Origin of the sequence: Pseudoalteromonas sp. NZS127, assembly GCF_015864805.1 — a bacterium.
Taxonomy (GTDB): domain Bacteria; phylum Pseudomonadota; class Gammaproteobacteria; order Enterobacterales; family Alteromonadaceae; genus Pseudoalteromonas; species Pseudoalteromonas nigrifaciens.
The window spans coordinates 348,343-368,549 of sequence record NZ_JADYWN010000001.1; the positions used below are offsets into that span (position 1 = coordinate 348,343).

General features: G+C 39.8%; 15 protein-coding genes and 1 pseudogene. 7 read left to right on the forward strand and 9 right to left on the reverse strand.

Translation table 11 applies throughout. The annotated features are described in order from the left end of the window. Positions 1–27 precede the first annotated feature (27 nt). Positions 28–2,736: a preprotein translocase subunit SecA gene (gene secA / locus I6E78_RS01595; protein ID WP_011329386.1), complete on the forward strand. Its 2,709-nt coding sequence runs from the start codon at positions 28–30 to the stop codon at positions 2,734–2,736. 72 nt (positions 2,737–2,808) lie between these two features. After that, entirely contained in the window at positions 2,809–3,207 is a 399-nt protein-coding gene (mutT, locus tag I6E78_RS01600) for an 8-oxo-dGTP diphosphatase MutT (RefSeq protein ID WP_011329387.1), read from the forward strand. 166 nt (positions 3,208–3,373) lie between these two features. Here mutT and I6E78_RS01605 read toward each other — a convergent pair whose 3' ends face one another. The 3 genes from I6E78_RS01605 to pmbA all read right to left on the reverse strand — a co-directional run bounded on the left by I6E78_RS01605 (position 3,374) and on the right by pmbA (position 7,623). Further along, the gene (locus I6E78_RS01605; protein WP_011329388.1) at positions 3,374–5,446 is read right to left on the reverse strand and encodes a M13 family metallopeptidase; all 2,073 of its coding nucleotides are present in this window, start codon (positions 5,444–5,446) and stop codon (positions 3,374–3,376) included. Between the two features lie 267 nt (positions 5,447–5,713). Continuing rightward, positions 5,714–6,193: a DUF721 domain-containing protein gene (locus tag I6E78_RS01610; RefSeq protein ID WP_011329389.1), complete on the reverse strand. Its 480-nt coding sequence runs from the start codon at positions 6,191–6,193 to the stop codon at positions 5,714–5,716. Between the two features lie 80 nt (positions 6,194–6,273). Further along, the gene (pmbA, locus tag I6E78_RS01615; protein ID WP_011329390.1) at positions 6,274–7,623 is read right to left on the reverse strand and encodes a metalloprotease PmbA; all 1,350 of its coding nucleotides are present in this window, start codon (positions 7,621–7,623) and stop codon (positions 6,274–6,276) included. Between the two features lie 145 nt (positions 7,624–7,768). Between pmbA and yjgA the strand changes: the two genes are divergently transcribed. Further along, positions 7,769–8,302 carry a ribosome biogenesis factor YjgA gene (gene yjgA, locus I6E78_RS01620; RefSeq protein WP_011329391.1) on the forward strand — a complete coding sequence of 178 codons (534 nt, stop codon included), beginning with the start codon at positions 7,769–7,771 and terminating at the stop codon, positions 8,300–8,302. 118 nt (positions 8,303–8,420) lie between these two features. Beyond that, positions 8,421–9,794, forward strand: a complete 1,374-nt coding sequence (hemN, locus tag I6E78_RS01625) for an oxygen-independent coproporphyrinogen III oxidase (protein ID WP_197181838.1) — start codon at positions 8,421–8,423, stop codon at positions 9,792–9,794. An 87-nt stretch (positions 9,795–9,881) separates the two neighbouring features. On the opposite strand, the gene I6E78_RS01630 is transcribed toward hemN, so the two are convergent. From I6E78_RS01630 to I6E78_RS01640, 3 genes are all read right to left on the reverse strand, one after another. Then, positions 9,882–10,397, reverse strand: a complete 516-nt coding sequence (locus tag I6E78_RS01630; protein ID WP_011329393.1) for a DUF2489 domain-containing protein — start codon at positions 10,395–10,397, stop codon at positions 9,882–9,884. 13 nt (positions 10,398–10,410) lie between these two features. Beyond that, complete coding sequence (yihI, locus tag I6E78_RS01635) at positions 10,411–10,995, reverse strand: Der GTPase-activating protein YihI (RefSeq protein ID WP_011329394.1); 585 nt, start codon at positions 10,993–10,995, stop codon at positions 10,411–10,413. Between the two features lie 751 nt (positions 10,996–11,746). Continuing rightward, a complete protein-coding gene (locus tag I6E78_RS01640) occupies positions 11,747–12,379 on the reverse strand; it encodes a c-type cytochrome (protein ID WP_011329395.1) in 633 nt (210 codons plus the stop codon). Positions 12,380–12,646: 267 nt separating this feature from the next. On the opposite strand from I6E78_RS01640, the gene yihA reads away from it, so the two are divergent. Continuing rightward, on the forward strand, positions 12,647–13,315 hold the full coding sequence (gene yihA / locus I6E78_RS01645; RefSeq protein WP_058374289.1) for a ribosome biogenesis GTP-binding protein YihA/YsxC: 669 nt from the start codon (positions 12,647–12,649) through the stop codon (positions 13,313–13,315). 299 nt (positions 13,316–13,614) lie between these two features. Here yihA and I6E78_RS18875 read toward each other — a convergent pair. The 3 genes and pseudogenes from I6E78_RS18875 to polA all read right to left on the reverse strand — a co-directional run bounded on the left by I6E78_RS18875 (position 13,615) and on the right by polA (position 17,977). Next, a pseudogene (locus I6E78_RS18875) lies at positions 13,615–14,188 on the reverse strand (DUF1285 domain-containing protein). Then, entirely contained in the window at positions 14,185–14,772 is a 588-nt protein-coding gene (locus I6E78_RS01655) for a YceI family protein (RefSeq protein ID WP_011329398.1), read from the reverse strand. Before I6E78_RS01655 ends, I6E78_RS18875 begins: the two are co-directional and overlap by 4 nt. A gap of 469 nt (positions 14,773–15,241) precedes the next feature. Next, on the reverse strand, positions 15,242–17,977 hold the full coding sequence (gene polA, locus I6E78_RS01660) for a DNA polymerase I (RefSeq protein ID WP_086994718.1): 2,736 nt from the start codon (positions 17,975–17,977) through the stop codon (positions 15,242–15,244). Between the two features lie 872 nt (positions 17,978–18,849). On the opposite strand from polA, the gene elbB reads away from it, so the two are divergent. Both elbB and I6E78_RS01670 read left to right on the forward strand, forming a co-directional pair. After that, a complete protein-coding gene (gene elbB, locus I6E78_RS01665; RefSeq protein WP_089368823.1) occupies positions 18,850–19,497 on the forward strand; it encodes an isoprenoid biosynthesis glyoxalase ElbB in 648 nt (215 codons plus the stop codon). 230 nt (positions 19,498–19,727) lie between these two features. Continuing rightward, on the forward strand, positions 19,728–20,123 hold the full coding sequence (locus tag I6E78_RS01670) for a c-type cytochrome (protein ID WP_041454600.1): 396 nt from the start codon (positions 19,728–19,730) through the stop codon (positions 20,121–20,123). Positions 20,124–20,207: the final 84 nt, after the last annotated feature.

The following is a 20,207-nucleotide window of genomic DNA, read 5'->3' on the forward strand; positions in this document are numbered from 1 at the left end:
AAAAAAATACATTGTAACGGTTTTATCATGATATCTAATTTATTTACCAAGATTTTTGGTAGTCGCAATGACCGCACTATTAAAAACCTAAGAAAGACGGTCGCACTGATCAATGCACTTGAAACGCAATTAGAAGCGCTTTCTGATGACGACTTAAAAGCGAAAACAGCAGAGTTTAGAGAACGTTACGATAACGGACAAAGCCTTGACGACTTACTGCCTGAAGCATTTGCTGTGGTACGTGAAGCATCTAAACGTGTAAATGGCATGCGTCACTTTGACGTACAGCTACTCGGTGGCATGGTACTGCACCAAGGCCGTATTGCAGAAATGCGTACCGGTGAAGGTAAAACACTCACAGCTACATTACCTGCTTACTTAAATGGTTTAACTGGTAAGGGCGTACACGTAATTACCGTGAACGACTACCTAGCTAAACGCGATGCGGAAACTAACCGTCCGTTATTTGAGTTTTTAGGTTTAACAGTAGGCTGTAACGTACCGGGTATGATGCCACAGCAGAAAAAACAAGCTTATGTTGCCGATATTACGTACGGTACTAATAATGAGTTTGGTTTTGACTACCTGCGTGACAACATGGCATTTAGCATAGATGAGCGTGTACAACGTCCATTATTTTATGCTGTTGTCGATGAAGTGGATTCTATCTTAATTGATGAAGCCCGTACGCCCCTTATTATTTCAGGCCCTGCTGAGGACAGTTCAGAGCTATACACTGAAATTAATACCATGGTGCCTTTACTTGAACTACAAGAAAAAGAAGACGAAGAAGGTATTGAAGGCGATGGCGATTTCACTATTGATGAAAAGTCTAAGCAAGTTCATTTAACTGAACGTGGCCAAATTAAAGTTGAAGAGCTACTTACTGAGCGCGGCTTAATTGCAGAAGGCGATTCGCTTTATTCTGCAGCCAGCATTACGCTACTAAGCCATGTTTATGCAGCGCTTCGTGCTCATAAGCTTTATCAAAAAGATGTTGATTACGTTGTAAAAGAAAACGAAGTTATCATTATTGATGAGCACACTGGTCGTTCAATGGAAGGTCGTCGTTGGTCAGAAGGTTTACACCAAGCTGTTGAAGCTAAAGAAGGCGTAAATATTCAAAACGAAAACCAAACGCTTGCATCTATTACCTTTCAAAACTATTTCCGTTTATACGAAACACTTGCGGGCATGACAGGTACAGCCGATACAGAAGCATTTGAGTTCCAGTCTATTTACGGCCTAGACACTGTTGTTATGCCAACTAATAAGCCGATGGTTCGTGATGATCGCGCCGACTTAGTGTACCTAACGCAAGAAGAAAAATACGAAGCTATTTTAGTTGATATTAAAGACTGCCAAGAACGCGGACAACCTGTACTTGTAGGTACTATTTCAATTGAAAGCTCTGAGTATTTATCGCAATTTTTACGCAAAGAAAAAATTAAGCACAACGTACTTAATGCTAAATTTCATGCGCAAGAGGCTGATATCGTATCAGACGCTGGCCTACCAGGCACAGTAACGATTGCCACTAACATGGCTGGCCGTGGTACCGATATTGTACTTGGTGGTAACTGGCACAGCGAAGTTGAAAAGCTTGAAAACCCAACTGATGAACAAATTGCTGAAATTAAAGCTGCATGGAAAATACGCCATGACGCAGTAATTGATGCAGGTGGTTTACACATTATTGGTACTGAACGCCATGAATCTCGTCGTATAGATAACCAATTACGTGGTCGTTCTGGTCGTCAAGGTGATGCCGGTTCAAGCCGTTTTTACTTGTCGATGGACGATGCGTTAATGCGTATTTTTGCTGGCGAGCGCATGACTAACATGATGCGTAAACTAGGTATGCAACGCGGTGAAGCGATAGAACATCCATGGGTTAACCGTGCGATTGAAAATGCACAGCGTAAAGTAGAAGCACGTAACTTTGATGTGCGTAAGCAATTACTTGAGTACGATGACGTAGCAAACGATCAACGCCGTGTGGTTTACTCACAGCGTAACGAACTACTTGAAGAAGGCGATATTTCAGAAACTATCACGGTTATTCGTGGTGATGTGCTGAGTAATATTATTGATCAGTACATTGCACCGCAAAGCTTGGCTGAAATGTGGGATGTACCTGGCCTTGAAGAGCGCTTAAAACAAGACTTCTTAATTGAATTGCCAATTACTCAGTGGCTAGCTGATGACAATAAACTCTATGAAGAAAAACTTCGTGAGCGCATTGAAGAGTCGGTTGGGCAAGCATATAAGCAAAAAGAAGAGATGGTAGGCGATTCAGTACTACGTCAATTCGAAAAAGCGATTATGTTACAAAGCCTAGATCAGCATTGGAAAGATCACCTGGCAGCAATGGATCATTTACGCCAAGGTATTCATTTACGTGGTTATGCGCAAAAAAATCCAAAGCAAGAGTACAAGCGTGAATCGTTTGAGCTATTCGCTGAAATGCTAGAAAACTTAAAAATAGATGTAGTAAGTATTTTAAGCAAAGTACAAGTACGCGCCGAAGAAGATGTTGAAAAAGTAGAAGAGCAACACCGTAAAAGTGAAAACGCTCCTCGCGAATATCAGCATGAAGAAGTTGAGCATGTAGGCGGCGAAGCACCACAAAGCGCAACTGTAATGGCACGTAGCGAGCCAAAAGTAGGCCGTAACGATCCTTGTCCTTGTGGCTCAGGTCAAAAATTTAAGCAATGTTGTGGTAAATTAAAATAATCCAATAGTGTAATAAATTTCGTAAAAAGCGGCGCTTGCGTCGCTTTTTTTATGGTGTTTAAGGGAGATAAAATGACTAGTATAATTGTAAATGTGGCTGTTGGCGTAATTAAAAAAAATAACGCTCTGTTTATTTGCAAGCGGGCAAATGATCAACATCAAGGAGGTTTGTGGGAGTTTCCTGGTGGTAAAATTGAAGCCGGTGAAAGTGTATTTAGAGCACTTAAGCGTGAACTTCAAGAAGAGATTGGCATCACTATTTTTAGTTCCAGTGAGTTGCTAACAATAAAACACGATTACGATGATAAAACGGTAAAGCTGAACGTACATGTGGTGAGTAACTTTAGTGGTGAAGCACATGGCGCAGAAGGGCAAGATAATGCTTGGGTAAGTATTGACGAGCTAGATAACTACGAGTTTCCAGCAGCTAACGTCGATATTATTAGCGCTATAAAAGCGAAATATATTTAACGCTTAATATTTGGCTATACTCTTTTAGTAAAATAATAATAACAATAAACCGCCATTATTAGGCAGCTACAAAAAGGCCAGCAAGTTAACACTTGCTGGCCTTTTTAGTTAGATACTTTCTAGTTAGGTACTTTCTAGTTAGGTACTTTTTAGTTAGGTAATTAAATTACCAAATTTTTACGCGGTCCTCTGGTTTAATATACATTTTGTCGCCTTCTTTGACGTCAAATGCTTTATAAAACTCAGGCATATTCGATAAAATACCAATTACGCGGTAATGACTAGGCGAATGCGGGTCGGTCATTAAGCGGTTACGCAACGCTTCATCACGATACTTACGACGCCAAATTTGTGACCAGCCCATAAAGAAGCGCTGATCGCCAGTGTAGCCATCAATCACTGGAGCCTTAGAGTTACCTAAAGATAGCATATACGCTTTATGCGCAACCGTAAGGCCGCCTAAATCACCAATATTTTCACCTAACGTCAATTCACCATTTACGCCAGCATCAGTAAAAGGTTTGTATTCATTATACTGAGCAACTAAAGCCGCAGTACGCTGTTCAAACTGTTTAAGGTCTGACTCGCTCCACCAGTTACGTAAATTACCGTCGCCGTCGTATTTAGCACCTTGGTCGTCAAAACCATGGCCTAACTCATGACCAATTACCGCGCCAATAGCACCGTAATTTACTGCATCATCTGCTTCTAAGTTAAAAAATGGCGGCTGTAAAATAGCTGCTGGAAACACAATTTCGTTATTTACTGGGTTGTAGTATGCATTCACAGTTTGTGGTGTCATGTGCCACTCTGAGCGGTCTACTGGTTTACCCAATTTGGCAATCATATCGCTGTAAGCCCATTCGCTATAACGAATGTAGTTACCGACTAATTCATCAGGGTTAATCTCTAGTGCTGAGTAGTCTTTCCACTTATCTGGGTAGCCAATTTTAGGTGTAAACTTGTCTAGCTTTTGTTGAGCGGCAATTTTAGTTTCCGGGCTCATCCACTCTAAATTTTCAATCGCAACACCGTAGCCTTTAATTACGTTATCAACCAACTCTTCCATACGCGCTTTCGCTTCTGGTGGAAAGTTCTCTTTAACGTACACTTTACCTAAAATCTCACCTAGCACACTGTTTGAAGCATCAACCGCTTGCTTCCAAAGTGGCGCTTGTTCTTCTACACCACGTAAAGTTGTACTGTAAAAGTTAAACTTAAGGTCCACTAACTCTTTATCGAGTAACTGAGCGTAGTTACTTACAAAGTGAAACTTAAGGTAATTTTGCCATGTTGCTAAATCGGTGTTTTTATAAATAGTCGCAAATTTTTCAAAGTAGCTCGGCTGGCTAATAATTAACTCTTCGGTGTTTATGCCTATCGCTTTAAAGTAACTAGCAAGATCAAAGTCACCCATTAGTTTATTTGCTTGTGCAAGGCTCATTTTATTATAAGACTTGGTTGCATCACGGCTCTCTACTCGACTCCACTGCGCCTCAGCAAGGTTTTTTTCCAGCGCCAATACATTTTTAGCCACAGCCTCTGTATTTTCAACCCCTGACTTGGCTAAAATTTTAGCAATGTAAGCTTGATAAGAAGCACGAATTTTAGTGAACTTTTCATCATCTTTTAAATAATAATCACGATCGGGTAAACCTAACCCAGCTTGATACGCATACAATGCATTTTCGCTGGAGTTTTTAGCGTCATTATTTACATACCAACCAAATGGCAAGTCGCCGCCTTTAATCTGTAATTGCGCCATTAAAGTAACTAAATCTTTTTTACCTTTAACGGCGTCAATACTTGCCAATGATGGCTCAAGTGGCTGGATGCCAAGTTCTTCGCGCGCTTCTTCTGCCATGTAGCTATTATAAAATGCCGCTAACTTAGCTTCATCACTGCCTTTTTCAACATTGCTATTTGCTGCCGCACTTTCAAGTACTGTTTTCATCGCCTTTTGCGACTCGTCATATAATTGCGAAAACGAACCATAGTTAGATTTATCGCCAGGAATTTCGGTTTTAGCTAGCCATTGACCATTTACATGGTAATAAAAGTCATCTTGAGCACGTACCGATTTATCCATATTTTCCAGCTCAATACCTAAGGCAAAAGGAGCTGGAACTGGAGCGCTAACCGCGGGAGTTTCGTTTACTTTAATTTCTTGTTGTTCACCACAACCAACCAACCCAAGTGCCAGCGCAATACCTGCGGCGGTCATTGTTATTTTAATCATAAGGATTCCGTTTGTTAGTTAAAATAAATACCTATTTCATTAATATTCAAATACCAGCAGCATAAAGCTGCGTAATGACATTTTATGTACTTTTACTTAATGAAATAAGCATCAACTGCAACCTAATTAATAGGCGTATTAAGTAGCTATCATAAACCCCATTGGGGTAACAATAAAATTGAATATGTAACAAAGTATTTTAATGCGATGAGTGACCCACATAGTGCTATCAATAACTATGTGAGCTTATAAACGAGTTATTAGCAGCTAGGTTTTACGCTTTGCGTGCAGCGCTAAACGCTCTAACTTTTCTTTTAGCGAAGGGGGGGCTGAGGCGGCTATGGCATTTAAATAATCGGCTGTTTGTTCGCTCATTTTACGAGAATTAGTTATTGGGGTATTAATGGTTTTACTTACTGCGCCCAAGCGTTGTGTTGCTTGTGGATTAGCGGTAATTTTTATTTGCCCAAGCTCTGCCATGCCCGCGGCTCTAAAATGCGAGAGCATATCCATTTTTAAGTAATTTAGTCTAAGCGCAATAGGCGCAGATACCGCTTCGATCATTAAAGTACCATCGCGGTAGTTACTCACGCGGCATTTATCACCCAGTTTGGGGCCTAAAAAGTCTTTAAGTAAGGTTTGCTGGGTATCGAGTGCTTGGCTTTTACCTGCATAAGCCGACAAGCGGTTATTCAGTCCAGCCATAATGTCAGTTAATGGTTTTGGCGCATACCTGTCTTTAGCCATTTAACACCTCGTAAAAACTCAATAATGCGGTTACTCAAATCGAAATAACCCTCGACTTGAGTATACACTGAGCGCAGTGACTAAGCGCCCGCTATTTGCATTTGTTCAATTAACACAGAGCCAGTTTGAATGCCACCACGGCGCTCTATGTCGCCACCAATAGCTGATATTCCTTTAAACATATCTTTTAAGTTACCGGCAATGGTAATTTCGCTTACTGGATATTGGATTTCGCCATTTTCTACCCAAAAACCAGCCGCACCACGCGAGTAATCACCAGTTACTGTATTTACGCCCTGCCCCATTAGCTCTGTTACTAATAAGCCTGTACCCATGGTTTTAAGTAGCGCGGTTAAATCGTTATGTGTTTGCTCAACTAACCAGTTATGTATACCGCCAGCGTGCCCTGTTGGTGTCATATTCATTTTACGCGCAGCATAGCTTGCAAGTAGGTAAGTTTGTAACTCGCCACCTTGAATGATTTCTCTATCAAAGGTTTTAACACCTTCGCTGTCAAACGGCGACGATGCGAGCCCTTTGAGTATATGCGGACGCTCGGCAATATTTACGCAATTGCTAAATACTTGTGTACCTAGGCTATCGAGTAAAAAACTCGATTTACGATACAGCGCACCACCACCAATGGCCGACACTAAATGGCCAAATAATGAATTAGCAATGTCAGCTCTAAATATTACTGGTACTTTCATGGTGCCTAATTTTTGGCTATTTAATTTAGCTAAAGTTTCGGCTGCGGCTTCAAGCCCCACTGCTGCGGCATCATTTAAACCAGCTTGATCGCGTGCTACGGTGTAAGCAGAGTCGCGTTGCATTTGCTCGCCATCTTTACCAATTACCATAGTACTTATGCTGTGGCGAGTACGCGGAAAACCGGCAATTAAACCATGGCTATTGCCATAAACACGCAAACCTTGGTGCGATGAAAAACTTGCGCCGTCTGAGTTAACAATGCGCTCATCCGCATTTAACGCTGCTTGCTCTGCAGCATGACAAAACTCAATACCTTGCTCTGGGCTTACATCCCATGGATGGTATAAATCGAGATCTTTGGGTGCAAACTCAAGTAGCTCTTTATCTGCAACACCGTTAAAAGGGTCGTCTGAGGTGAATTTTGCAATATCAATGGCTTTTTCAACCACAGTGCGTAGCGTTTTAGGGCTTAAATCTGCGGTAGACGCAGAGCCTTTATTATTACCTACATACACACTAATGCCTAAACCGCCATCTTGGTTAAACTCAATGGTTTCTACTTCGCCCATGCGAGTGCTAACCGACAGCCCTGAAGTGCTAGACATAGCCGCTTCTGCCGCTGTGGCACCGAGTTTTTTCGCATGCTCGAGCACTGCTGCTACCGCATCTTTTACTTGAGATATTTGAGAATAAATTGGATCGTGTTGTTGGCTTTTCATAAATTAAGTCCTGAGCCTTGAAGGCAATGTTGCACACATTTTTTATATTTAAATGCTAACACACTCAATGCATCACATCAGCTAATATTCCTCTGTATGATAATCATGTATAATGGCAGAAGTTATTTTTATTTAAGAGCACCCCATGGCGAAGAAAAAAAGCAAGCCTGCTGATATTGAAGAAGAAATTGAATATGTCTCAAAAACCGAACTGAAGCGTGAAGCACAAGAATTTCATCAGTTAGGGACTGAAATTGCCAAAATGGGTAAAAAGCAGCGTGAGCGCTTGCCATTAAATGATGATTTAAAAGCCGCAATGGTTGTTGCCGATAAAATTAGCAATAAAAGCGATGCTTATCGTCGTCATTTAAACTACATAGCTAAAACACTGCGCACCGTAGAGAACATCGATGCTATAAGATCAATTATCGATGTTATGCTTAATAAAAATAACCAAGCTGAAGTGTTGGTCAAAAAAATTGAGCAATTACGTGCAGACCTAATTGAACAAGGTGATGACCTAATCAATGAGACTATAGAGCAGTTCCCATCGCTTGATCGTCAACAAATGCGCCAGCTAGTTCGTAATGCAGCTAAAGAAGCGAAAGATGAAAAACCTGGTAGAGGTTACAAAGAGCTATTTCAATATTTGAAAGATGCCCATCAAGTTACTTACTAACAGATTAAAAAATATACTTTAAAAAGGTGCTACGGCACCTTTTTTTGTTGTAGATCAACCCGCCCTGCTAAACATTTTTTTATAATCAGCACCTAAATAATATACCAAGGTGCGCGTGATGATTAAACTTCCAAAATGGGATCAAACCCTAATAAATAAATATAATGTGTCTGGCCCACGTTATACATCGTACCCCACGGCACTATCGCTAACTGAGGGCTATCAACAGCAAGACTTACTCAGTGCGATTGAGTCATCAAACAGCCGTGCATTGTCTTTATATATACATATTCCGTTTTGTAGTCAGCTTTGTTATTACTGTGGCTGCAATAAAATTATTACTCGCCATCAGTCAAAAGCCGACACCTACCTTGATTTTTTAGCCAAAGAAATTGCAGCCCAAGCACCTCTATTTAAAGACTACACCCTAGAGCAACTACATTTAGGCGGTGGTACTCCTACCTTTTTAACTACGCAGCAAATGAGCCGTTTAGTTAAACTTTTGGAGCAGCACTTTAATTTTACCGACGCCACTGAGCGTGGTATTGAAATTGACCCTCGATCGCTTGCCGATAACATGTTGGTTGATTTAAGTAACTTAGGTTTTAACCGCGTATCATTTGGTATTCAAGACTTTAATGATGAAGTGCAGCTAGCAGTAAACCGTCCGCAAAATGCCGATACAGTAAAGCAGTTAATCACCCAAGCCCGTGAATTAGGGTTTAAATCGATTAATGCCGACATGATTTACGGCCTCCCATTGCAAACGCCACAAAGCTTTAAACAAACCATAGAGCAGTTGCTTGAGCTTAGCCCTGATCGTGTTTCGGTATTTAATTACGCTCACCTTCCAGAGCGTTTTGCAGCACAACGTAAAATTAAAGATGCCGACTTACCCAGTGCACACAATAAGCTAACTATGTTTAAAAACACCTTAGAGCAAATGACTCAAGCCGGTTATCAATTTATTGGTATGGACCACTTTGCTAAAGTTAATAACGAACTCGCTGTGGCACAAAATACGGGGCAATTACACCGTAACTTTCAAGGGTATACTACCCACGGAAACTGCGATTTATTAGGTTTAGGGGTTTCATCTATATCGCAAATTGGCACTGCCATTTTACAAAATCAAAAAGAGTTAAAGCATTATTATCATAGTGTAGAAACGCAAAGCGGCTGTGCCATCACCAAAGGCATGTACTTAAGTGCCGATGATGTAATACGCGCCGATGCAATTAAACAGCTTATATGCCAGTTTGAGTTAGATATGGAGGCATTTAGTGCCAAACATGCACTTAACTTTAACCACTACTTTGCTGATGCACTAACGGCAATTGAGCCTTTAATTGCTGATGGGATGGTCACTATTGAAAATAATATGATTAGTGTCACTGCTAGAGGTAATTTATTTATTCGTATTATTTGTATGTGCTTTGACGCTCACTTACAAAAACAGCTAAATGCAACGCGTTTTTCTCGGGTTATTTAACCCTCAGCCCGAGTAGAAAATTTAAAACGAAAAAGCAGACCTGAGGTCTGCTTTTGTATTTTGTGCTTTAAATTATTTAAACGCTGATTAATTAAATACCACGTTTTCGCTGCCAGGGGCGGCTTTAAACTCAATAATAATTTTAGCGCAGTCAGCTATAATCTCATCTTTATGTGTCTCTTCGGCACGCCAGCGAGCTGTATCTAACTTAAATATTTCTTTTTTGGTATATTTTTTACGCGCATCATGAGTCGGCATTTCTTTAACTACTTGGTACATTTTATAAATGCCCGAGTATTTTGTCGTTAAATCTTGCTCGTCTTCAAAACCATATTGCGACATAAGTACCCAAATACGTAAACAGCCTTCTGAAAACTCACACTGCTGTTCATGCATTGCACGCGCGATTAAATGAATGCTGTCGGCTAATTTGGCGTTACGCTTTAAACGCGACTGCTTAAGCTTTTGCTGTTGCTCAGCCTGCTTTTTAACAATCAGTTTTTTTTGCGCGCTTAACTTATAAAGCAACTGACCCGCATAAAATGCTAAGCCCACTATAATAGCAGCACCTACAAATAAGGCTAAGATCACCGCTGTACTCATTTAATAACCCTTATTACTTGTCTTCTTCGTCTAACCATTCGTTAGCAAGATCGTTCGATAAATACTGATCGAAGTCTGAATTACTTTCTTCGCTAAAGTCATCTTCAAACTCTTCTTCATCTTCATCCTCGATACCAAGCAATTTACACAATGCTTGATGACGAGCAATACGACTATTAAAGTACTTAGCATCTTTACCCGTTAGCATTTCGCCATTTTCATGACGCTCTACTAATTTAAGTAAGCGCTCATCATTTTCAAGTGCTTCTAGCTCTTGCTCAGGCGTAAACTCTGGCTCTGCTGACTTTTTAAGCTCAACAGTTGGCTTTAAGTTACGTTTTATTTCTACTTTAGGTGCAGCTGCAACAGCTATTAATGGCACAGGTTTTTTACTGCCAATGCGTTTATCTTTAGTTCCCGTGTTACTTTTTTGGCTATCATCATTTAATAGCTCAGGGGTATTACGAGATCCAGGCTTAGCACCTTTGGTTTTTTTAACACGTTGCTCTTTTAATGCACGCATTTCTTTAAGCTTATCTTGGCTTAAACGTACTGGTCCATTTGCTGGGCTTTTGCGTGACTTTTTAGTTCTACTCATATCTTGATCATCTCACTTAAGAGGTTTTGGGCGAGGCGCAAATCAATGGGCATCGCAATGCTGGCCTAGCCAGAAGAATTCAGTTTGCGCTTTTAGAGGCTGGGTTTCTCTATTTAGCGCTTAAAACAGCTTACTGCTCGTTTTTAAACGGTGGCTATTGTAACAGGACAAATAAAAAGGCGGTAGAGAAAACATCTCTACCGCCTACTAATCTGAGCGCCATTATCTGGACACTTCTCCCTTCGACTTTTTAGTCTTTATTATTGTTATTATTTTTACCTATCCCTATTATTATTATTTTTACCTTCCGTGTAGCATTCCATTTTGTTTTTATTATTAAACTTCCATGAGTTTTTATTATTTTCGGTCTTCCTAACGCTTTTTTGTTATTTCCTTTGCTAGCACCAATTTGTGCTATGTAGTCGTGTCGCGCTACTGTCCTTATAGCTTATTCCATTTTGTTATTGTTTTTTGCGACAGGGGTTAATGTACCTGTTAATAATTTTGTTACAACTAATTTATATATCTTTTATTAAAAGGATTATAACAAAAAACACAAAAACCATTACATTACATCAAGTTAACAATTTAATGTTTTTTAAAATAAGACTTATCTCACAGCTATGCATGGTCAATGTCTTACATGAATAAAGACTATAAAAGTAATTTTAAGCACAAAAAAAGCAGCCTAAGCTGCTTTTTTGTACATATTGTAGTTTATTACATTAATAATAATTAAATAAATACAACTTTAGTGTAAGCCACCTAAGTACTGCGAAAGTACTTCAATGTCTTTATCTGTTAATTTCTTTGCAATATCTTGCATCACACCATTTAAATCATTTTGGCGTGTGCCATCACGAAATTTTTCAAGTTGCGCTTTAACGTAACCTGGATGCTGAAAAGAAACTTTTGGAAATTTTGCAAGTGACGAGCCATTACCACGAGGGCCATGACATGCAGCACATCCTGGAATACCACGATCTGCATCACCTGCTTTGTAAAGTATTTTACCGGTTTCAACTACGTCTTTAGGCGTAGCTTCTTCGCTCATGTTTAGTGATGCAAAATAAGCCGACAAATCTTTCATATCCTGTTCGCTTAATGGCATAGCCATTGCGCTCATAACCGGATCCATACGACCTTTTTTGCCACCTGAGGTCATACCTAGTTTTAAGTCTTGAAGTTGCTTATAAATATAATCGGCATGTTGACCCGCAAGCTTAGGATAGATATTAATCGGTGCATTACCGTCTGGGCCGTGACAAGCCGCACACGTTACTGATTTTTCTTTACCTGCGTTTACATCGCCTTCAAATGCTGTTGCGTTGCTTGCTGACAACGCACCAAGCAATATAGTTAAAGATAGTGCTATTTTTTTCATGGTGAATTCTCTGTTTCCGACCCTGTATCATCTACAATATGGATGTTGTGATTTTTATATTCTACACGATAATAAATTCTCTGGCACGTTTTCTACTCATATTAAACTTATAATTTATAGGGTTTTGCCTTAGGTTAAGCTTTAACTTGGTTTAAATGTGCTGTATATGGTGGTTTAACAGCTTTTTAATAACTCCTTTATAGTATAAAATACGCCCCATGAGCGAATTTAGCTCAATGTGATCATTTTTAAGTTTTAGGAGAGCCCGTGCTCAAATCTCGTATCAAATATAATACCGCGTCTTTCGTTACAAGCGCTCCAGACATTACTAAATTACCTGCTGATACGGGAATTGAAGTTGCGTTTGCCGGTCGCTCCAATGCAGGTAAATCAAGTGCTCTTAATGCACTTACCGACCAAAAATTAGCGCGTACCAGTAAAACTCCTGGACGTACTCAGCTAATAAATACCTTTGAACTTGCTGATGTTGATGACATGCGCCTTATCGATTTACCAGGCTATGGCTTTGCTAAAGTGCCAATTGAAATGAAAAAGAAATGGCAGAAGTCGCTAGGCGAATATTTACAAAAGCGTCAGAGTTTAAAAGGTATTGTAATTTTAATGGATATTCGTCATCCATTAAAAGATTTAGACCGTGATTTAATTAATTGGGCTATTAGCAGTGAAATTCCTGTTTTAGCGCTATTAACTAAAGCAGACAAATTTAAACAAGGTCCGCGTCAATCACAAGTACTTAAAGTTCGCCGTGAATTAAGCGCCCTTGATGGTGATATTACGGTACATGCATTTTCATCACTAAAAGGTACTGGCTTGCCAGACGTTGCCAAAAAACTTGATGAATGGTTTTTAGGCCCAGTTGTAGCGGTACCACCTGCTGAAAAAATACTTAACGATGACACTAACCCAGCAAGCTAATTTATTCTGCAAGGCTTAAAAGCTTACACATTCGATAAATAGCCGAGCTTATCTGTCTCGGCTATTTCAGCCTATTGCATTAATAGCATACACTTCTTGCCACGCACGCATTACAAACCTAAGCCATTATTATCCGCTATTACCCGAGTTTAGGATAAATAAAACGGCTCCCCGGCAGATGTTATAAAATAACCCTGTTTGTCTGTCTGGGCTATTTCTGCCCATTGCATTAATAACATACACTTCTTGCCGCGCGCGCATTACAAACCTAAGCCATTATTATCCGCTATTACTCGAGTTTAGGATAAATAAAACGGCTCCCCGGCAGATGTTATAAAATAACCCTGTTTGTCTGTCTGGGCTATTTCTGCCCATTGATAAAATACACTTCTTGCCACGCGTGCACAGCACCCATAAGGGAGTTGTATATAAGGCACGGCTGCATCTTTGTAGTCTTGTATATATATAGNAAGGGAGTTGTATATAAGGCACGGCTGCATCTTTGTAGTCTTGTATATATATAGGTTGCTCAGCACTGATGAGCCATTGTCTGTCTAGGTTATCTATACAACAAAGCACTTGTCCTTGCTCGGTATTTTCAAATCGCCAGGCAACAATAATAAAGGGGGCGCCTTCAACCGTGATGGCTATTTTTTCGACCGGCGTTTTTAAATAAAACTGCTCACCCTCTTTACACAATACCGAGGCAAACAGCTTTACCATAGCCGGGCGTGTTATTTCACTGCCAGCATAAAACCATTGCCCTTGGTCGTTAATAACCATTGGCAATGATCCACAGTGAGTTGGTTGCCAACTATCAAAGGGTTTGCTTGGCTCGCTTAATTGCTTGCTTAGTTGGCTAAGGGAAATCACTGCTTTTTAAATGTCAGTGCAAAAGTAACAGGTACGGCAGTCGCAATTGACGGTAAACCCGCTAATTTTTGTAATTCCATAATGCCCTCTGTAATTGCAAAATCATTACTATTAATAATAATAGGACTGAAAGAAGACACACTTAAATCACCATTTTCTGCACTGCTAACCAGCACATCTATAGTAAGCGGCTTTTTATTACCATGAAAATCAAGTTCCGCATTAATCCCTTTAAGCACATACTGGCCAGGTTTTTTAATACTGCTGAGCTGCGATGCTAGATCTGCGGTTAATATGGCATTTGCAAATGTATCGGCTTCAAATAATAATTTTGTTAAACGCTCATTACGAATGGGGATCAGTGTTTCTGCCGAGGTTAAGTCTACATTTACACTAAACTCACCTTTATCTGATAACTTGCCTTCAATATTAGTAAAGTGATTTGCTTCAGCAATACTATTTTTTTTGATAGAAACAAAGCTTAATTGGCTTTTATCGTTTACTAACTGCCAATCGGCCTGAGCGATATTAGAAATAACTAAACTTGATAACGACAAACCTGCAATAGCTAATGCTTTAAACATGACGAATTCCTTCTATAAATGAACAATACCCCATTCATTAGAACCACAAATGAATAGAAAGTACTTTTTATGAGCTTATGATGGTATCACCTAAAGGATTAAGTGTAATTATAGAATAATAAATGGGGAATAATTAAGGTTAGGAATAAAAAACGGCCCATCAAATATATGATAGGCCGGTATAGCAAACTGGGGAGAAGCTATGAATAATTGCATCTTCGCAGATGCATCATCAACAGGATGTCCTACAGGATGAGGACGGCGCGACTTTAACAAAAGCCAGCGCACTAGTACAATAAAATTCTAGATAATTTGTGTATATTTGCCAACACCTTATGATTTAACATCGGTCTTTTCTTTAGTTAACTTTTATGTAACTAATGCGGCTATTTATTTAAGTAATTAATATTTTTAAACTGACATAAAAAAAGTGCCCTTAGGCACTTTTTTGTCATTTTATTATATAAACTTAGTGAGCCTGTTCCCAGTTGTCGCCTTCATCAGCTTCAACTATAAGTGGTACATCAAGAGTAGCCGCTTGCGACATTAGTTCGCAAATATGCTTTGTGTAAGCATCAACACAGTCTGTTTTAATTTCAAATACCAACTCATCGTGTACTTGCATTAATAGCTTAACGGTATTGGGAGCTTGCTCGTATACCCAACTGTGTACACTTAACATTGCCTTTTTAATGATATCGGCAGCAGTGCCTTGCATTGGCGCATTGATTGCTGCGCGCTCAGCTCCTTTTCTTCGTGCACCATTTTGGGCTTTTATTTCTGGTAAATATAAACGGCGTCCAAAAATAGTCTCTACATAACCGCTTTCAGCGGCCTTTTCACGCGTTGTTTCCATATACTCTAAAACACCTGGGAAACGCTCAAAATATTTATCAATATAATGCTGCGCTTCATGGCGTGGCACATCCAGCTGACGTGCTAAACCAAATGCCGACATGCCATAAATTAAGCCAAAGTTAACCGCTTTAGCTTTACGACGCATATCGCTGGTCACTTCTTCTAAACTTACACCAAATACTTCTGCTGCAGTGGCACTGTGCACGTCTAAACCATTAGCGAACGCACTTAATAAACCTTTATCTTGTGAAAGATGCGCCATTATACGTAGCTCAATTTGGCTATAATCGGCAGCGACAATTTTATAGCCATCGGCCGCTATAAACGCTTCACGAATACGACGCCCTTCTTCTGAGCGAATTGGAATATTTTGTAAATTAGGATCGGTTGAACTTAAACGCCCAGTTGCCGTTACGGCTTGATGATACGAGGTATGCACACGCTGCGTTTTCTCGTTAACCATTAACGGTAATTTGTCGGTATAGGTTGATTTAAGCTTTGATAAACCACGGTGCTCAATAATTACTTTAGGCAGTGGATAGTCGTGCGCTAATTCTTGTAATACTTCTTCTGCGGTAGAAGGCGCGCCTTTAGGCGTTTTTTTAATTATTGGCAGTTCCAGTTTTTCAAACAACAATACTTGTAGTTGTTTTGGAGAACTTAAATTAAATGGTTCACCCGCTATTTCATACGCTTCTTTTTCCAGCTCCAATAAACGCTCGCCTAAGCGTTGGCTGTGCGCAGCAAGCATTTTGCTGTCTATTGCTACACCAGTGCGTTCAATATCAGAAATAACATTAACCAGTGGCATTTCTATATCTTCGAATACTGATTTTAGTTTTTCGTCAGCGGCTAATTTTGGCCATAAAACTTGGTGTAAACGCAGCGTAATATCTGCATCTTCAGCGGCATAGGGGCCGGCTTTATCTAGCTCTACTTGATTAAAAGTAAGTTGCTTTTTACCTTTACCAGCAATATCTTCAAAGCTGATATTTTTATGGCCTAAAAATTTAAGTGCCAGTGAATCCATATCATGGCGCGTACCCACACTGTTAAGCACATACGATTCAAGCATGGTATCAAACTTAATACCGTTTAATTCATAACCCGCATTTGCTAATACGCTTTTATCGTATTTAAGGTTTTGCCCTACTTTAGCTTTTTTGGCATCGGCTAGAATAGGTCCTAATTTTTGCATTACAAACTCAAGGCTTAGTTGCTCAGGTGCACCCGGATAGTCGTGAGCAACGGGTAAATAAGCAGCTTCACCGGCTTTTACCGCAAAGCTCATACCTACTAACTGTGCTTGCATGTAATCAAGGCTGGTTGTTTCTGTATCAAAGGCAAATAGCTCAGCATCATTTAGCTGCTCTATTAATGCATCAAACTGGCTCTCGGTTAAAATAGTTTCGTATTGTGCCTCTGCTACTTTTGGTACTTCGTTAGCCTCAGTGGGAACAGCTAAGTGTGTTTCGGTATCTTTAGGGTTATCGAGTAACTCAGCTAACCAACGACGAAATTCACATTCACCATAAAGCGCAATTAGCTCATCTTTATTGGGCTCTTGTAACTTAAAGGTATCAAGATCCGACTCAACCTCAACATCACACTTAATAGTAGCAAGTTGATAGCTTAAAGGCAGATGATCTAGCGCAGCTGCTAACTTTTCTCCTATTTTACCTTTGATCTCGCTGGCATTATCCATAACGCCCTGTAGCGATCCGTATTTTTCTAACCACTTAACCGCAGTTTTAGGACCACACCCTTCTACCCCTGGAATGTTATCTACTTTATCGCCCATTAAAGCTAAATAATCGATAATAAGCTCTGGGCCCACACCAAACTTTTCAACTACAGTAACAGGATCCGAGATACTGTCGGTCATGGTGTTTATAAGCGTTACATGTTCATTTACCAACTGCGCCATATCTTTATCGCCGGTAGAAACCAGTACGTGGCGCTTTTGCTCTGAAGCTATGCGCGCAAACGTACCAATTACATCGTCGGCTTCAACACCTTCAATGCTAATAAGCGGAAAACCCATTGCTTTAATAATACGATGGATTGGCGCTATTTGCGTGCGTAAGTCATCTGGCATTGGCGGACGGTTCGCTTTATATTCGCTATACATGTCATTTCTAAAGGTTTTGCCTTTAGCGTCAAATATAACCACCATATGCGAGGGATCATATTGTCTGATCAAACTTTTTAGCATGTTGATCACACCATATATCGCTCCGGTCGCTTCACCTTTTGAGTTAGTTAAATGTGGCGGTGAATGATAAGCACGAAATAAATATGAAGAGCCATCAACTAAAATAAGTGGGTTTTCGGGGATCTGAGCCATGGTGAATTTGGATCCTAAATACAAAAAGTAAGATAATTATAAGCATGCCATAAGGCAGTGAATAAAACGACTGCGAATTAATACTACTGATGTTGATTAATTCAGAACAAACTGTGGATAACTTTGTAGATAACAGCCACAGGCCATTCTTCCAAAGCATTAAAAAACGCTTAGAAATAAAGTTAACTGGTTGTTTTTACTAAAAAAGATAATACGAGGTTCTTTTTTTATTATTTTTTTACCAATGTGGAAAAAAGTTTTAAGCGTTACATCCGCTGTTAGTCATTGCCATTATTTGCATCCATTTAAATAACTGGACGAGCATTCTAGCATAATGGATCAAAGATCATAGCGATCCTTTATAATTTTTTTCACTGTGGTTGATCACCAAATGGCATATACCCTATGATCACTCGCTTAGCGAACAGTAACTATACAAATAATTTTTCAAACAGATTATTTTTGCCATGTTAAACTTGAAGGTCTGTTGATCTTTCAAGGTTGAGTTTGCAGCAGTGTGTTTGGTATTTAGACAAGGCAGAGCCTATGTGGTGTGGTTATTCCCCATAAATAGGCGATAACGCAGCATTAATACCAAACATGCGCTGCCCGAAGGGTTCTGTCTAGGGGCGATTAACTCTTTGTTAGAGGCATGAGCAGGATGCAAAAGCTTTGCTCTGTTTTTACTTATTTACACATAGATGTAAGCCAGTAGAATAACGCAGGAGCAGTTATCGAGCCTACTAGGTTACAAACCTCGCGCCGCGATCAAATCGCTCCTAGTTTGAACAAATTTTAATCCGCAAAGGTTAACAGCCCCTAATCTATCGAACTAAATTTTAGTTTGCCGACTTAAACGGAGCAGATAAAAAATGAAAAAAGTTGCAGTAATTTTAGCCGGTTGTGGCGTTTATGATGGTAGTGAAATTAATGAAGCCGTTTTGACTTTATTACACATAGCAAAAAATGGTGCAAGTTATCAATGCTTTGCACCCGATATAGCGCAGCATCACACCATTAATCACCTCACTGGTGAAGAAACCACCGATAATCGTAATGTACTTGTAGAAGCAGCGCGTATTGCTCGCGGCGAAGTAAAAGCGATTACTGAGCTGGACGTTACACAGTTTGACGCTTTAATTGTACCGGGTGGTTTTGGTGCTGCAAAAAATCTATCTGACTTTGCTATAAAAGGGCCACAGGCAAGTATTAATGCTGACGTGTTACATGCCTGTAAAGCGTTTGCCAATACCAATAAAGCGGCGGGCTATATGTGTATTGCTCCTAATTTAATTCCTTTTATTTATCAGCAAGCACACCTAACTATAGGTAATGATAGTGACACAGCTAATGCACTTAACACCCTAGGTGCTCAGCATGTCACCTGCGCAGTAGATGATATTGTTGTAGATCAGCAGTATAAGCTAGTAACAACACCAGCCTATATGCTGGCACAATCTATACTCGATGCCGATGCTGGAATAGCTAAACTGGTGAGTGAAGTGCTCGCACTAAGCTGATTTTTGAGCAATATGATCTATTTAGATTTTTGTAACTTAGAATAACAGTTACTCTGTTTAACCATTTAGTAAACTGCTGTTTTTATTGAGTTAACGCAATCTTTAGTCGATTTAATCAATAAAATCTACTCTTAGCATTTTATAAATTGCTTAGGGGAGTTATAATTGTTTTAAATTCCGTCATTTACAATCGTGATTGATCACGTTCAAATTGAAGTGGGCAAGGCAAAATGAAAAAACTATCAGCTGCAGCATTACTAATGCTAGCAACCACCGCATACGCACAGCCATATGATAACTCTATGACTGCCGATGCAATCAAAAAACGTCTCGCACCGATTGGTGCTGTATACCTTGAGGGTGACAAAGTGGCCGCTCCTGCAGCCCCTACTGGCCCACGTTCTGGCGAGCAAGTATATCAAGCTTCATGTTTTGCGTGTCACGGTACTGGTGCGTTAGGCGCACCTAAATCGGCTGATGATTGGTCACCTCGCCTTGCTAAAGGTAATGATGTATTACTCGATCACGCACTGAATGGTTTTAATGCAATGCCGCCAAAAGGTACTTGTATGGATTGTTCTGAAGACGAAATTAGTGCCGCAATTAACTTTATGACAACTAAGTAAAAGCCTACTAAAATCAATAAATAAAAAGGTTTACCTAAGGTAAGCCTTTTTTAATGCTTTTTATCTACTTTTAACCGCTATTTT

Excerpts from the sequence above, each read along its gene's own strand:
- secA (WP_011329386.1), top strand. The coding sequence starts at position 28 with ATGATATCTAATTTATTTACCAAGATTTTTGGTAGTCGCAATGACCGC.
- mutT (WP_011329387.1), top strand. The coding sequence starts at position 2,809 with ATGACTAGTATAATTGTAAATGTGGCTGTTGGCGTAATTAAAAAAAAT.
- I6E78_RS01605 (WP_011329388.1), bottom strand. The coding sequence starts at position 5,446 with ATGATTAAAATAACAATGACCGCCGCAGGTATTGCGCTGGCACTTGGG.
- I6E78_RS01610 (WP_011329389.1), bottom strand. The coding sequence starts at position 6,193 with ATGGCTAAAGACAGGTATGCGCCAAAACCATTAACTGACATTATGGCT.
- pmbA (WP_011329390.1), bottom strand. The coding sequence starts at position 7,623 with ATGAAAAGCCAACAACACGATCCAATTTATTCTCAAATATCTCAAGTA.
- yjgA (WP_011329391.1), top strand. The coding sequence starts at position 7,769 with ATGGCGAAGAAAAAAAGCAAGCCTGCTGATATTGAAGAAGAAATTGAA.
- hemN (WP_197181838.1), top strand. The coding sequence starts at position 8,421 with ATGATTAAACTTCCAAAATGGGATCAAACCCTAATAAATAAATATAAT.
- I6E78_RS01630 (WP_011329393.1), bottom strand. The coding sequence starts at position 10,397 with ATGAGTACAGCGGTGATCTTAGCCTTATTTGTAGGTGCTGCTATTATA.
- yihI (WP_011329394.1), bottom strand. The coding sequence starts at position 10,995 with ATGAGTAGAACTAAAAAGTCACGCAAAAGCCCAGCAAATGGACCAGTA.
- I6E78_RS01640 (WP_011329395.1), bottom strand. The coding sequence starts at position 12,379 with ATGAAAAAAATAGCACTATCTTTAACTATATTGCTTGGTGCGTTGTCA.
- I6E78_RS01655 (WP_011329398.1), bottom strand. The coding sequence starts at position 14,772 with ATGTTTAAAGCATTAGCTATTGCAGGTTTGTCGTTATCAAGTTTAGTT.
- polA (WP_086994718.1), bottom strand. The coding sequence starts at position 17,977 with ATGGCTCAGATCCCCGAAAACCCACTTATTTTAGTTGATGGCTCTTCA.
- elbB (WP_089368823.1), top strand. The coding sequence starts at position 18,850 with ATGAAAAAAGTTGCAGTAATTTTAGCCGGTTGTGGCGTTTATGATGGT.
- I6E78_RS01670 (WP_041454600.1), top strand. The coding sequence starts at position 19,728 with ATGAAAAAACTATCAGCTGCAGCATTACTAATGCTAGCAACCACCGCA.